The organism is Ulvibacterium sp., assembly GCF_965228935.1.
Lineage (GTDB): Bacteria > Bacteroidota > Bacteroidia > Flavobacteriales > Flavobacteriaceae > Ulvibacterium.
Window position 1 is genome coordinate 4,392,427 of record NZ_OZ245846.1, and the last position, 14,655, is coordinate 4,407,081.

Below are 14,655 nucleotides of genomic sequence, written 5' to 3' on the forward strand. Positions count from 1 at the left end.
AACGTGGCTGTTGCACAACTCTGATTTACATCGATTCTTGTTTTCATAAACCTTGGGAAATCGGTAACTTAAGTTATGCAAGGCAGAAAGAACTACACCGAAAAACTGTTCCTGAGCTTCCAGCTGTCGGACAGGATTCCGAAGGACAACCTTTACAGAAGGCTCCGTAGCCTGGAACGGGACAAAAATTATAGTGGCCATCCTACTCCTACCGGTGTTGTTTTTCATCCAGGTATTCTTCCTTTGGAAAATATGGAAAGGAAGAATAGGTAAGATCAAGAAGCAAATCGATGTTTTGAAATCTTGTGGTGATAATGGGTGAAGACTTATGTAATTAATAAAGTTCCTTAAAACCAGCGTTTTTCAAATAGGTTGTACCCATTGATGCCGATATGCAAGATTTGCAACGGAAGGGAAAATGGCAGTTCTAAGGATTGATAAATACTCTCAAGCGGTTATCCAGCCTACTGAGTACCAGAGCGTTTAAGGTACTTTTCACGATAAAGCGATGGTGCCATACCGTACCGCTCCGCAAATATCTTGGAAAGGTAACTCTTGGAATTAAGGCCCACGGCATAGGTTATCTGGGATATGGACAGTTGGCCCTCCTCCAACAGTTGCTTGGCCAACAACAGTCGCTCGTTCCGAATGAACTCGTTCACGCTCATACCGTAAACGGTACGGAAGCCGTTCTGGAGGATGCTGGTGCCCAGCCCATGCTTGCGTGCAAGGACACTTATGGTAATGGGCGAATCCATATGGTCCTTAATATAGTCCGCCGCGTTCTTGATGGCCTGTAAATGATTGTGCCTGAAAATTCGCCTGTCATTGACTTTTCGTATATCGTCCAAGTACAATTGTATGAAGGATGCCAAGATCTCATAGGCCTTCGCTTCCAAATAGATTGACCTCGCCAACCCGATGGAGCTGCAGTTCCGGAATTCCTCTATCATATTGGAGATCTCATAGCTCATATTCGTCTTGAAGAAGAAGGGAAGGACACCGTTGACATCCCTGAAGATATCCTCCAGCTCCATATCAAGGGCGTCCAGATGGCTTTTGATCCGCGTCTCGAAAAGTTTACGGTTGATCTCAAGGGAAAAGATACTCGTGTTTGAATTGGAAGGTATCAAAAAGCGGTGATTGTTCTTGGGCGTACTTGCCACGATCATCGTTTCAAGATTTCTGATATCGGAATATTCAGGCTGGTGTTCCAACTTATATTGATAGTCATCGCCCATATTGAATATTATTTTCAATGGATGGACCATCCCTTTGTCCAGTTCAAAGTGAAAATCCTTTTTTAGGCGATAGATTGCGTCTACAACACCGAACCCATGGTCGTAGCTATGGCCGTATAAAAACCCCGTACCGAACGGTTCCGGTAGTTCAAGGTAATATTCATTTCTTGATTTGTTGAACGGTGTTTCCAAAGAGTTGGCCATCGATGCTATGATATCACCAACACCACTATCGACAAGATTGATTTTTTTCTTCATGACTCCTATATTTTCAATGGTAAAAGTTTCACCTGTCTCAAATAAGGAGTTTTTAAGACACATGTACTCAGCAGGATAAAGCTACGATTAAATAACGAGAACAGGGCAAAAAATAAAAGCCCGGTACGACCGGGCTTCGTGCTGAGTACATCGGCGATGAAGGAATCATACCGTATACAAAATTCAAAGTAACAAATCAGGAAAAACTATTTGACTCTTTAGAAATAAAAATTGATCTGAAACCCCTAAAGCCTTCGGCCGGTTGTTGGGTATCCATAGAAATGAGCCTGACAATTAAAAAGCCTCCCCCTGTAGATGCGGTGTGGATTCCCCGTGCATTCAAGGATTGTGGTACTCCCAGACCTTACCTTCTGCAAGAATTTCGGGGAGAGGTCCACTGATTCCCAAACCCTGTAATAAGTGAGCTTTTGTTTTTTTATAGGGATAAACGTTTGTGTTCAAGAAAGATTTGTATAAATAGCGAGTCGGATACCACTAAAAAAGAATCGTTGGGCTTTTGGTTTGTCTTATAAAGCCGACATTTCTTGGGAATCGACTCCTTTGTCTTTGAGAGTCTCGTTAACTCGCCAATAAAAAAGACCGAATGAAAAGAGCGATTCCACCCACTGTATTTGTGTTTTATTTCCATACCAAGAAAATAGGTCCAATTCTTTTGTTGGTGTAAAATAAATGGGCAAGCGTGTTAACTTTTTTGACACTGGATTTTAGAGCAACAGAACAATTTTTTTTATAAATCACTGTTTTGAAGCATGTTATATGATCGGTACGATAGTTGACACGCAATTGAACGGTAAGAGGCCATAATATTACAAGCATTGGAAGTTATGTGCCGATTTGTAATACCAATCCGCAAAATCAAAATCATGATCAAGAACAATTTGAAACTTGCCTGGAGAAACCTGCTCAAGAACAAAACTTTTTCCCTATTGAACATATTGGGTCTGGCCTCGGGGCTGCTCTGCAGTATTTTGATATACCTGTGGATTTCCGATGAAGTAGCAACGGACAAGCATCATGAAAATGCGGAAAGACTTTTTTCGGTATATGAAAGGTCATTTTCAGACGGAAAGGTTAACGGGTACTACAACACACCTGCACATCTACACAGTGAACTGAAGCTTAAGTTCCCTGAAGTCGAAAAAGCAAGTCCCTCCGTTTCACCTATTACGAGAAACTTCTCCAACGGTCCTAAGGTTTTTAAACAAAACGGGAACTATGTAAGTCCAGATTACTTCAAGATGTTTTCCTACAAGTTCATTGAAGGTAGCGCGGCCAGCGCAATAAATACAATAAATGATATCGCTATTTCTAAAGAAATGGCCGTCTTGTTCTTTGGCAATGCTCAAAATGCCATGGGAAAAGTGCTTATCTATGAAAACTCGGATAGATTTCAAGTGTCGGGAGTATATGAGCTGACCGGCCCCAGTATCATGGAAGGAAATGATTTTTTCATGCATTGGGATGTTTTTTGTAGGGAAAATAGTTGGACACAAAGTTGGAACAATAATGCGCCCAATACCTTTATTCAACTTGCTGACAAAGCTGATGCTCCTTCATTTGAACCCAAGATCAAGAATTTTTTAGCGGACTATAATTCAAATATTGGTAAGGACTTTAATATTGAGCTTTATCTACAGCCATTGGGAGACCGTTACCTGTATTCCAATTTCGAAAACGGACAGATTGATGGCGGACGAATAGAAAACGTTAGAATCTTTGGACTGATTGCTTTCTTCGTATTGCTGATGGCCTGTATCAATTTCATGAACCTTGCCTCGGCGGGCTCTTTAAAAAGAGCAAAGGAAATAGGGGTCAGAAAGGTTCTTGGTGCCAAAAAGCATGGTTTGATCTATCAATTTTTGAGTGAGGCCATATTGCTTTCCTTGGTAAGCACCATTATTGCCCTTGCCTTTTTGATGCTCATAATGCCCCATTTCAATAACTTGACCGGAAAGGGTATAAGTTTATCCGACCTTCCTATATATACGTGGCTTGGAATTTTAGGGGTCACCCTGTTTACCGGGCTTTTGGCAGGGAGTTATCCTGCATTTATGCTTTCTTCATTTCGGGGCATAGATATTGTATCGAAAAAATTACGGTCAGATTTTGGGTTGAAGTGGGTACGCCAGGGACTGGTCGTTTTTCAGTTCTCCCTTTCCATCATATTGATCTGTGGCATGCTCATAGTCTCTAAGCAAATTGATTTTATTCAAAACAAGAATCTGGGTTTTGATAAAAACAATTTGTTGGCCTTTTATTTAGAAGGGGATTTACGAAATAATTTTGAAACGTATAAAAATAGTGCGCTCAAGTTACCAGGAGTAAAGTCTATATCGGCATCTTTAGATTCCCCTGTCCGAATAGGCGGCGGCACATTTAGTGTGATATGGCCCGGTAAAGCGGAAAACGATAGAACCCAATTTGTAACGGTCGCGGCATCAGGGGATATTATTAAAACATGGGATTCCAAACTTTTGGAAGGACGGGACTTTAGGGATAGCGACCAAAACTTTCAATACATCCTCAACGAAACTGCTGTGAAGGCCATGGGTCTGGAAAACCCTGTGGGCCAACCGCTAAGTCAATGGGGCATGGACGGCACCATTGTAGGTGTTATTGAGGATTTTCATTTTGATACCATAAAGACCTCCATTAAGCCTTTGATAATTCGATATGCATTGGATCATACAGGACTCGGTAGCGTTATGGTCAGAATAGATCCAAAGAACGTTCGTCAGACTGTTGCATCCTTGGAATCATTGCACGCAGAATTGAACCCTGCCTTTCCATTTGAGTACAGCTTCACAGATAGCGAATACGACGAGCTTTATGAAAGTGAGACCATGTTCTTTACATTGTCCCAATATGCTTCCCTACTGGCTATTTTTATTTCATGTCTCGGTCTTTTTGGTCTTGTGCTGTTCATGGCACGGCAAAAGGTCAAGGAAATAGGGATTCGGAAGGTGTTGGGCGCATCCGATAGACGCATAACCATTTTATTGGCAAGTAATTTTCTAAAATTGGTGCTGCTTGCCATTGTCATTGGGAGTCCTATTGTCTGGTATCTGATGGACAGGTGGCTAGGTGAATTTGAGTACCGTATCCATATGCCGTGGTGGTCGTTCGGTATTGCCGCTATGATAACATTGGGCATCGCAACGTTTACCTTGAGCTTTCAATCCATAAAAGCTGCAAATGCCAATCCTGTAAAAAGTTTGAGAACGGAGTGAGTCGACGACCATGTCACGAGCCACCTTTTGAGTCAATGAGTTTAATCAAAAACAAATACCAATGAAACGCCTAAACCTAATTTTATTGACCTTGGGAATACTCTTTCAACAACAAGCGAATGCTTGTTCCATATTCACCTGTTCAAAAAATGGACAAACTCTCGTGGGGGCAAATGAGGACGAATATACTTCCTTTCATTACATGTGGTTTGTTCCTGCGACCGATAATAAATATGGAGCTGTATTTTTCGGAAAAAACAATATGCAGACCCAAGCCGGGATGAACGAGCATGGCCTGTTCTTCGACTTTGCAGCCATTCCCAGAATAGAATCAAAGAATCGAGAGGTAAATTTTGTTACCACCGCAGAGATACTCGCTAGCTGCAAAAACATTGAAGAAGCACTGGAAATGTTCAAAAAATATACATTTTCTGCTTTTTCCTCGCAAATGCTCATGGCGGATGCATCTGGAAAATCCGTACTCATCAATGCGGACACCATCGTTCATAAAACCGGGGACTATCAGATTACCACCAACTTCAATGTTTGTAATTTACAGGATAACAACTATGATTGTTTGCGCTATGATAAAATAGACAATGCGCTTGCCCAAACCAAGGATATTTCAGTTCCCTTTTTTAGGGAAATCCTGGACGATGTGCACCAGGAGGGGAAAGTGTCCACGCAGTACTCCAATATTTACGACCTGAAAAACCGTGAAATCCATATCAATTGGTTCCATAATTATAACGAGTCCATTGTGATAGACTTAAAAGAAGAACTCGAAAAGGGGTTTCGAATGGAAAACCTATGGGACTTGTTCAATGAAAAAACTTTCGCCGCAATGAACTTTCAAGAATCGGAAGATAGTTATTATTATCACTTGATAGCGAACGAAGTTGAACAAAAAGGAGTGGAAGCAGGCATCAAAATGTTTGAACAATTCGTAAATGATCATCCGGATAAAGCTGCTAGGATAAAGGAAGACTTTACGTGGATACCCTATTCATTGATTGCCAAAGCACGTGTTGCTTATGACAATCTGTCTTTTGATTATTATTACATTCCTTTTTTGACCGACTACAGAATGATTTGGCAATCGGAGAACAAAATGCTTTTCCAGGCCTTGAAAATTCTTGAGTATATAAAAAGTAACAATCTAAACCAGAATGGGTTCCATTTTCACGAAATGGTAGGATATATCAACATGGTGTTAGGTAAAAAAGAGGTTTCGATTAAGAATTACCAAAAAGCAATCGCAACCGTTGAAAAAGGATCTAGGGAAGAAATACGAGCAACAAAAACCTTGAAAAAAATCAAGGGCACCAAGTTTTTGCCACAAGCTGATGAAAACCTAAAATATCTAAAACAAACCCCGCCAACAACGACCCCAAAAGTATTCGCCCCTGACCTTATTTCTAAAAAAGGCGAATATGAGTTTGGTTCGGTCTTCAATGAGAAAGGTACGGAGTTCTTTTATGCGGTCAATGTCAATGGCAAGGAAGAAATTCGTTGTTCCGAGTTGGCTGCAAGTGAATGGAGCAAACCCAAAACCATTTTTTCACACGAGCTATATGGGTATAACGACCCCTTTCTCTCCACAGACGAGCAGCGGTTGTATTTTATCTCACAGAGAAGCATGGACGGACTGACGAAAAAGGATGACTATGATATTTGGTATGCCAATAGGACAGAAAATGGGTGGTCCGAACCCATGAATGCCGGACCGAACATAAATACGGATGCAGATGAATACTACATTTCTTTTACCAATGATGGCACGATGTACTTTTCATCAAATAAGAACAATGGGAACTTCGATATTTATATTTCAGAAATGGTGGACGGGGAATTTCAAGATCCAGAATCCTTGGGTGAAGCCATCAACACATCTCACTACGAGGCGGATGTTTTTGTGGCCCCAGATGGATCCTATCTCATCTTTTGTGCTACAAGGCCTGACGGTTTTGGCCAAGGGGATTTTTACATAAGCTTTAAAGATACGGACGGCACTTGGACAAAGTCAAGGAATATGGGGGATTTAGTAAATAGTAAGGGGCATGAACTTTGCCCATTTGTAAGCAAAGATGGTAAGTTTCTTTTTTACACGAGCAATCAGGATATTTATTGGGTTGATGCAAAGATTATTGGGAATTATCGAAATTGAACAGTAGTTTTTCCCTAAATCACGAAATCCCGTAAAACCAACATATTTCGGAACTTTCTCTTTCTTCCCCGTTCAGTTCTATAAATAAACTTGCCGTTTATTATGACCCCATAATTTCTTTTACAGTCCTGGCGCTTAGAAAAAGTCACTTTTTTTTAGAGGTCAATGCGCGGATTTGGCAACGTTCTTTTGCTTTAGGACATCAATTAGGGCCATTATCAATTTAAGGTCCTCCTTAGTCTTGATTACCAGCTTCAGTTGTTCAATATGCCCTTCTAGACAGTTATCACCAGGGAATTTATCCCGGTCAGTGAAGTAGCCAGGGTCTATATCCAATGCCCTTGCCAATTTGGCCAAGGTCTTTGCAGTTGGTTTCGAGAGTCCCTTTTCATACCGTCCAATTTGTACATTGGACACCCCACTGATTTTTCCTAATGTCACTTGGGTCAGATTATTTTCCAACCTTAGTTTTCTTAACCTGTCCTTGAGCATTTTACTTGATCGACAAATGTTTATTCATCCCTAAGCCCATCGACAGGATTATTGTTCGCGGCCCTGATCGCCTGACTGCCCACGGTAAGCAATGCTACCAGCAGCGCCACGCCCCCGGCTCCAAAAAAATACCCGATGTGCAGGGGAATCCGATACGCAAATCCAGACAACCAGTTATGCATCAACAGGTAGGCCACGGGAAGGGCGATCAAGGTCGATGTAAGAACAAGTTTGGCAAAATCGCCGGAAAGCATTGCCGTGACCTGTGCGGCACTTTGGCCCAACACTTTTCGGATGCTGATTTCCTTTCGTCGCCGTTCCGCATTGAAGGTGGCCAGCCCAAACAGGCCCAAACAGGAAATAAGGATAGCCAAGCCAGCGAAATATTTGGACAAAACAGCAACCCGGCTCTCGGATTCATACAGGGCCTGGTAGTCATCGTCCATAAAGGTATGTTCAAAGGGATATTCGGGCATAAATTCACGGTGCACTCTCTCCAAGCGTTCCAGGGTGGCCATTTCCGTACCGGCCTTTATCTTGGCCATGATGTTCCTCCCGTGGGGATCGAACCTAAAGATAAGCGGTTCCACTCGGTTATGGAGCGACCCGTAATGGAAGTCCCCGACGACCCCGATAATCTGGCTGCCCCCGTTCATGTCTATGGTATGGCCGACGGGATCTTTGAGTCCCATCTTCTTGACGGCGGCCTCGTTCAATATAATCTTCGAGTAATCGTCTCCGTAATCCCTTGAAAAAGTCCGCCCTTCCCTTAGCCCAATGCCAAGGGTCTCGATAAAGTCGTAGCCCACCACAGGGGACCGGAAAAGGAAATTCCTGTCCGAATCATGTTCCCTCCATGAAATATCGCTTTGCAGATAAATCTCGTTCAGGATATTCCCGGTCATATTCGTTGCGTTCACAATTCCCGGCACTTCCCTTAACTCTGCCATAAAGGTGTAGAATCTTTCGTTCGACTTTCCCTCCGATAGTCCGTTCCATTTGTCATATAGTTTACCCTTCCATTGAAAACTAAGGATATTGTCACGGTTGTAGCCCATATTCTTGTTTTGGGCGAATGCAATCTGTCTGTTAATCACCAACAGGGCGACAATAAAAATAATCGAAAGGGCAAATTGAAAAACGACCAGTCCTTTACGCGCCCATACCTCTCCTGTGGAAGTATTGAATTTCCCCTTCAAGACCATTACGGGCTTGAAGCCTGAAAGGTAAAATGCCGGATAGATACCCGAAACAAGTCCGGTAAGCAATACAATTCCGAAAATGAACAATACCTCATAGAGGCCCATATTTAAATGAAGTTGTTTCCCTGCGATTTCATTGAATTGGGGAAGGAGTAAAATGACCCATAGAATGGCAATTATCAGGGATAGAAAGGAAGTAAGAATGGATTCCCCCAAATATTGGGCCACCAATGCTTTCTTATTGGCCCCGATGGCCTTTTTTATACCGATTTCCTTCATTTTCCGTGATGCCAATGCCGTGGATAGGTTGATAAAATTGATACAGGCGATCAACAGTATGAACAGGGCAATAATCGAAAACAACCGTACATAGGCTATCCTACCCCCTACCGGTATGCCGTTCTCATAGTTTCCGTAGAGGTACTTTTTGGAATATTGTTGAAGGAACAAAGAGCTATGGTCGTCCCAATCGACCTTGGAACCTTTAAAACCTGCTATCTTTTTGTTGAACCGTTCGATATCCGTACCCTTTTTAAGGATCAAGAAGGTCTCGGAATAACCACCGCCCCATTTTTTTGCCCAACGGTCATTTTCCAATAGGATTTCCATACTGATCAGAAAATCGAATTGTGCCGTGGCATTGACAGGGGGATCCTCAAAAACTCCGGAGACTTCGTATGTGCCCTCAAAGGAGGGATGTTTCCATTCCAAGGTTTTTCCTATGACATTTTCCAGAGTCCCGAAAATTCTTTTTGCCAGGTCTTGTGATAGGACGATGTTGTTCTTATCGGCCAGCACCTGGCCCTTGTTCCCATGCAGAAGCCTGTGGGAAAAGACATTGAAAAAATCGGGGCCCGCGTGCCACCCACCAGCCTTTATATGATTGTCCCCGTTCGAAAGGATGCCTTCCCTACTGCGCCAGGAAAAGAAATCGTTGATTGCAACTGCATATTCAACTTCCGGCATTTCCTCCAATAGCGCCTGCCCCAAGGGAACAGGGGTTCTGCCCTCGGTCTCGATATTTCCTTCAAATTGAAAATTTTGCATCACTTGGTATAACTGGTCATCTTTCTCGTGGAATTTGTCCACACGGAGTTCATCGAAGACCCAAAGGGCAATGAGCAGGGTACAAGCCAAACCTGTGGATAGCCCGGTAAGATTGATCAGAAAAGTGGTTTTACTTTTTTTGACGTTCCTGAGGAACAATAGCAGATGGTGCCTTAACATGGCATTTACGTTTTGGATGCTCTTCGGTAGAGGCCCGCTACCCGACAAGCTAGATTTTCACAGAAAAAGTGATGGCGCAAAAAATCGTACCGAAATCGTGCCAAAATGATAATTGTTTAATAATCAATTAAATGTAATCTTAGCTTTTCTTTTTGGAAAGTTCCGGTGTAAAAAAATTTGACATAATCCGTCAATAAAGTTTACACTTTGGTGATTTCTTGATGTGTAGAACCAAATCTCTGGTGAGAACCCGACCAAAATGGATTCCCTTAAAGAGAACAGTTCTAGGGAATCCTATACATCTTTTCAATCCATCCCACTAATTGGCCATTTTACGACACTGTCCAAATTCTAACGTTTCAAACTGTAACAGGTTGAACATTACGTTGTCCTTACTATGAATCCAATCGATATGGAAATAAAAACCACATTTAAGTATAAAATTAGGCGTGATCAGTTATATTAGCTACATTCGAGTTAAATATATGATCATGAGCAAACATCACCTAGGGGAATTCGAGGAGGTAGTCCTGCTCACCGTAGCCGTACTGCACGATGAGGCGTATGGTATCGCCATCAACGATGAAATGGAAAAAAGGTTGGACCGAAAGGTCAGCATCGGCTCGCTGCAAACGGTACTGAGGCGATTGGAAAAAAAGGGGCACCTTTCCTCCAAGCTTGGAGAGGCGACCAAAATGCGCGGGGGCAAGCGTAAGCGTTATTTTGCCCTTACAAGCTACGGGAGAAAAACATTGGAGACCACAAAAGAACAACGGTTGAGCCTATGGAACGCCATCCCCAATCTGGAACTTGACAAGGGTTATGTCTAAAAAGGATAATAATGGTCCCCCGAATTGGATACTCTCCTTTTTCCGTTGGTATTGCCGACCGGATTATTCGGAGGACCTGGAAGGGGATCTGAGGGAAAGGTTCGCGAGGCGGAAGGAGGAAAAAGGTGTACGTCATGCAAAGCGACAATTCACTTTTGACGTGCTCAGACTTTTTAGGCCAGGGCTCATAAGGTCGTTCCCGATGAGAATCGAAATTGTAAATAAAGCTATGTTCAAAAACTACCTAAAAATCGGTTGGAGGAACCTTTTCAAGAGCAAGGGCTATTCCGCCCTCAATATCGGAGGGCTTGCCCTAGGTATGGCAACGGCCATGCTCATCGCCCTTTGGATCCATGACGAGCTTTCCTTTAGCACCTATCACAAGAACCATGACCGAATCGCAAAGATTACAAAAAAGGAGATTTTTTTCGGGGAGACCTATACCTATAGCACCGTACAGTTCGGTATTGCCCAGCTTTTGCGTGATACCTATGGCGATTATTTCGAAAGGGTGGCCATGGTCATGCCCTGGACCGGTGACCACGTCATTGCATACAAGAATCGCAAATTTTCCCAATACGGCGTATTTATGGAACCCCAAGGTCCTGAAATGCTTACTTTGGATATGTTATCCGGTAGCCGGGGAGGGTTACGGGACCTGAACTCCATAATGATTTCGTCATCCCTTGCCCACAAGCTCTTTGGGGATGTCGACCCTGTTGGGCGCACCGTCTCCATGGATGGCGAATCCACGCTACAGGTTACCGGTGTTTATGGAGACCTTCCGGGCAATTCGGAATTCGCCGGAACGGAATATCTAATTTCGTCCGATCTGTTCTTTTCAAAATACACCCAGTCGAGCCCGGACTCATGGAAAGATGAAAATGCCGTCATTTATGTCCAGATTCGCCCCGATATCGATTTTGACGAAGTGACCGAACTGATAGCCGATGCCATGTTGCCACATGTGGACAAGAAAAGGGCATCTAACGGAAAACCGAAACTGTTCTTGCACCCGATGGACGAATGGCATCTATATTCCGAATTTGAAAATGGGGTACGGGTCATGAGCGATGCCTTGGAATTCATCTGGTTCTATGGGATTATCGGTGCGTTCGTACTGTTTTTGGCCTGTATCAATTTTGTGAACCTGAGCACCGCCAAGGCCGTAAGGCGGGCCAAGGAAGTGGGTATACGCAAAACGATCGGTTCCCGGAAATGGCAGTTGATCGGCCAGTTCCTTGTCGAGTCCCTGCTCCTTGTCACATTTGCATTTGTCCTATCGCTCGGCCTGGTGCTCTTGGTCCTGCCCTGGTTCAACGGGGTCATGGACAAGACCATCCATATATTATGGGAAAATCCATGGTTCTGGTCCGCCTGTCTGTCCTTCATACTGTTTACGACTTTACTGGCCGGGGCCTACCCCGCCTTTTATTTGTCCTCCTTTCGACCTGTAAAGGTTTTAAAGGGCACTTTCCGGACCGGTCGTTTTGGGGCCTCTCCCCGTAAAATACTGGTAGTGTTCCAGTTCACGGTTTCCATTAGTCTGATCATCGGCACCTTAATGATCCATAAGCAGATCCTATACGTTAAGGAACGCCCCATAGGGTATTCACAAAATGGCCTGCTTATGCTCAAAATGACGACCAGGGACTATTCGGGAAAGTACGATATGATCAGGGCCGAATTGCTGCGTACCGGGGAAGTGGCCGAAGTGGCCGGTTCGGGAGTGGCCGTAACGGAGAACCAGTTCAATAAGAGCGGGTTCGACTGGAAGGACAAGGTTCCAGATTTTGATCCCATCTTCAAAGTTTTCTACGTTACCCGGGGATTCGGGGAAACCATCGGATGGCAGTTAAGGCAGGGAAGGGATTTTTCGAGGGATTTCCCCAGCGACGACTCTGGTGTATTGATCAACGAATCGGCGATGAAATTGATGGGTCTGGAGGACCCTGTCGGGGAAACTATATATTGGAAACAGGGCGGGGGAAAGAATTATACCGTCCTTGGGGTGGTAAGGGATATGGTGCGATCATCGCCTTTCGAGCCCGTACCCCCCTCCCTGATGTTTCTTGGTGAGGATCTGCCCTATATACATATCCGATTGAACCCATCCTCCAATTTGAACGTCGCACTGCCAAAGATAAAGGGGGTTTTCAATGAACTGGTCCCATCCACTTCCTTTGACCATAGGTTCGTGGAGGCCGAATACAGGGCCAAGTTCATGGCAGAGGAACGCATAGGCGAACTGGCGGGGTTCTTCGCCCTACTGGCCATTTTGATAAGTTGTCTGGGGCTCTTCGGACTGGCGGCTTTCTTGGCCGAACAAAAGACCAAGGAGATAGGTATCCGAAAAGTGCTGGGGGCATCCGTGGAAAATCTTTGCATGAACTTGTCCCGTGACTTTTTCGTATTGGTAACGGTTTCCTGTTTTATCGCCGTTCCGGTCGCCTATTATTTCCTTAATAATTGGCTGGAAAATTATGAATATCGCACGGGAATATCGTGGTGGGTCTTTGTGATGGCCGGATTAGGAGCTTTGCTTATAACACTGTTGACGGTCAGCTTTCAGGCCATTAAAGCTGCAACCGCAGATCCGGTCAAGTCCCTACGGGCGGAGTAAGAATCCACAATCTGTTGAATTTTGCAATTGCCAGTGGTTCAGATTCTTAGAAACCGAAGTGCCCCATAAAACAAACGTTTTATAAGTATTTGAAATTTCCTAATTTAATCCTATTAACCTTGCCCTTTTAAAAAAGTTTTGGTGCAGTGGTTCAATTCATAGGAAATATTGGTTTATGGGGCCAGCTTTTGATCAGCGACCGTAAAAATTAATTTATACCCCCTAGCAGTATATCAATTTCTCCCTGGTAACAATATTCAAAGGAAGATCGGCCACCTTTGGGGGATTCTGTCGGAACCCTAGATATTTATAAAGGTATTTGATTCCTTGATAAATCTGTTCGTAAGGTCGTTGATCGATTAAAAAGTTTATTTCCCCGGTCTTTAAAAGAGCTTGATTCCTTTGCAAAAGGTCATAACCAACAATACGGACGTGATTCTGTGGAGACAGGGCCTTTTCCAGTACAAAAGCTTCCGAATTCGGAATAAATACTCCCGATATCCTATTGTCGGGATTTAGTTTATCGCTGATTTGTTCTACTATTTTTTTATCCTTCCATGAAACGGGGAATACCTCGATTTCAAAATTCGGGCCATTGTTTCTTTTGAAATAGGACTCAAATCCCGCTATCCTTTCCTCTACCCTGAAATATTGGTTTTGGGCAGTTGTAATATTTAGAACCAAAAATTTCGAAGCCTCTTTTTGTCCTAAACTTAAAAGTTCCGCCGCCAATCTTCCCCCCTGGTACGAATTCTGTCTGAAATAGGTGATTGCACCCAAATCGAGTTGATTACAACCCATCAATATAAAGGGGATCTTCTTTTTTTTACAGTCTTCCAAAAAGGTATTGGCTCCCTCTAAAATCACTTGGGCCAAAAGAACGGCATCATTCCCGTCCTTAAGGATTTGGTCCCCGACTTCATGGAAGGAAGCTTTCTCCCTTTGATTATAGTGATAGACAGCGGTAACTATACCTAAGCACTTAAAATCCTTGATCGCAATCTTTGCAGCTTTGAAAGAACAGGACCAATAGTCATCATGCCCATATTTGGGAAGTAGCACCGCGATCTTGAAACTTTTGTTCAGTACCAAGTTTCTAGCGAAAGTATTGGGAACGTAGTTGCGATCTTCCATGATCTTTTTGATCAGCCGGGCCGTTTTCGATGCGACACCCTCTCTATTGTGCAAGACCCGATCTACTGTGGCAATGGAGACATTGGCCAGTTTGGCGATTTCTTTGATTGTAAGTTTTTTGTCCATAAATTCTTAGTGCCGTCAAAAGAACTTTATCGCTAGAATTAAGATCCGCATCTGTAACATTTTTTGGGAAGCCATTCTATCTAACCATTCCGTCCCATTAACTT

9 protein-coding genes are annotated in these 14,655 nt (G+C 43.4%); 5 read left to right on the forward strand and 4 right to left on the reverse strand.

Annotation, left to right across the window (positions count from 1 at the left end; all coding sequences use genetic code 11):
- Positions 1-75: 75 nt before the first annotated feature.
- A complete protein-coding gene (locus ACO06Y_RS18565) occupies positions 76-273 on the forward strand; it encodes a hypothetical protein (protein WP_422084252.1) in 198 nt (65 codons plus the stop codon).
- 191 nt (positions 274-464) lie between these two features.
- Here ACO06Y_RS18565 and ACO06Y_RS18570 read toward each other — a convergent pair whose 3' ends face one another.
- Positions 465-1,499, reverse strand: a complete 1,035-nt coding sequence (locus tag ACO06Y_RS18570) for a helix-turn-helix domain-containing protein (RefSeq protein WP_422080527.1) — start codon at positions 1,497-1,499, stop codon at positions 465-467.
- Between the two features lie 884 nt (positions 1,500-2,383).
- On the opposite strand from ACO06Y_RS18570, the gene ACO06Y_RS18575 reads away from it, so the two are divergent.
- Together ACO06Y_RS18575 and ACO06Y_RS18580 are read left to right on the forward strand one after the other, a co-directional pair.
- Positions 2,384-4,750, forward strand: a complete 2,367-nt coding sequence (locus ACO06Y_RS18575; RefSeq protein WP_422080528.1) for an ABC transporter permease — start codon at positions 2,384-2,386, stop codon at positions 4,748-4,750.
- 61 nt (positions 4,751-4,811) lie between these two features.
- On the forward strand, positions 4,812-6,917 hold the full coding sequence (locus ACO06Y_RS18580; protein ID WP_422080529.1) for a carcinine hydrolase/isopenicillin-N N-acyltransferase family protein: 2,106 nt from the start codon (positions 4,812-4,814) through the stop codon (positions 6,915-6,917).
- A 162-nt stretch (positions 6,918-7,079) separates the two neighbouring features.
- Here the strand turns inward: ACO06Y_RS18580 and ACO06Y_RS18585 are convergent, their stop codons facing one another.
- Both ACO06Y_RS18585 and ACO06Y_RS18590 read right to left on the reverse strand, forming a co-directional pair.
- Complete coding sequence (locus ACO06Y_RS18585) at positions 7,080-7,409, reverse strand: helix-turn-helix domain-containing protein (protein ID WP_422080530.1); 330 nt, start codon at positions 7,407-7,409, stop codon at positions 7,080-7,082.
- 20 nt (positions 7,410-7,429) lie between these two features.
- A complete protein-coding gene (locus tag ACO06Y_RS18590) occupies positions 7,430-9,838 on the reverse strand; it encodes an FtsX-like permease family protein (RefSeq protein ID WP_422080531.1) in 2,409 nt (802 codons plus the stop codon).
- A gap of 491 nt (positions 9,839-10,329) precedes the next feature.
- Between ACO06Y_RS18590 and ACO06Y_RS18595 the strand changes: the two genes are divergently transcribed.
- Together ACO06Y_RS18595 and ACO06Y_RS18600 are read left to right on the forward strand one after the other, a co-directional pair.
- A complete protein-coding gene (locus ACO06Y_RS18595; protein WP_422080532.1) occupies positions 10,330-10,668 on the forward strand; it encodes a PadR family transcriptional regulator in 339 nt (112 codons plus the stop codon).
- Positions 10,661-13,291 carry an ABC transporter permease gene (locus ACO06Y_RS18600; protein ID WP_422080533.1) on the forward strand — a complete coding sequence of 877 codons (2,631 nt, stop codon included), beginning with the start codon at positions 10,661-10,663 and terminating at the stop codon, positions 13,289-13,291. The genes ACO06Y_RS18595 and ACO06Y_RS18600 overlap by 8 nt, the downstream gene beginning before the upstream one ends.
- Before the next feature lie 222 nt (positions 13,292-13,513).
- On the opposite strand, the gene ACO06Y_RS18605 is transcribed toward ACO06Y_RS18600, so the two are convergent.
- The gene (locus ACO06Y_RS18605; RefSeq protein ID WP_422080534.1) at positions 13,514-14,551 is read right to left on the reverse strand and encodes a substrate-binding domain-containing protein; all 1,038 of its coding nucleotides are present in this window, start codon (positions 14,549-14,551) and stop codon (positions 13,514-13,516) included.
- Between the last annotated feature and the right edge of the window lie 104 nt (positions 14,552-14,655).

Excerpts from the sequence above, each read along its gene's own strand:
- ACO06Y_RS18565 (WP_422084252.1), top strand. The coding sequence starts at position 76 with ATGCAAGGCAGAAAGAACTACACCGAAAAACTGTTCCTGAGCTTCCAG.
- ACO06Y_RS18570 (WP_422080527.1), bottom strand. The coding sequence starts at position 1,499 with ATGAAGAAAAAAATCAATCTTGTCGATAGTGGTGTTGGTGATATCATA.
- ACO06Y_RS18575 (WP_422080528.1), top strand. The coding sequence starts at position 2,384 with ATGATCAAGAACAATTTGAAACTTGCCTGGAGAAACCTGCTCAAGAAC.
- ACO06Y_RS18580 (WP_422080529.1), top strand. The coding sequence starts at position 4,812 with ATGAAACGCCTAAACCTAATTTTATTGACCTTGGGAATACTCTTTCAA.
- ACO06Y_RS18585 (WP_422080530.1), bottom strand. The coding sequence starts at position 7,409 with ATGCTCAAGGACAGGTTAAGAAAACTAAGGTTGGAAAATAATCTGACC.
- ACO06Y_RS18590 (WP_422080531.1), bottom strand. The coding sequence starts at position 9,838 with ATGTTAAGGCACCATCTGCTATTGTTCCTCAGGAACGTCAAAAAAAGT.
- ACO06Y_RS18595 (WP_422080532.1), top strand. The coding sequence starts at position 10,330 with ATGAGCAAACATCACCTAGGGGAATTCGAGGAGGTAGTCCTGCTCACC.
- ACO06Y_RS18600 (WP_422080533.1), top strand. The coding sequence starts at position 10,661 with ATGTCTAAAAAGGATAATAATGGTCCCCCGAATTGGATACTCTCCTTT.
- ACO06Y_RS18605 (WP_422080534.1), bottom strand. The coding sequence starts at position 14,551 with ATGGACAAAAAACTTACAATCAAAGAAATCGCCAAACTGGCCAATGTC.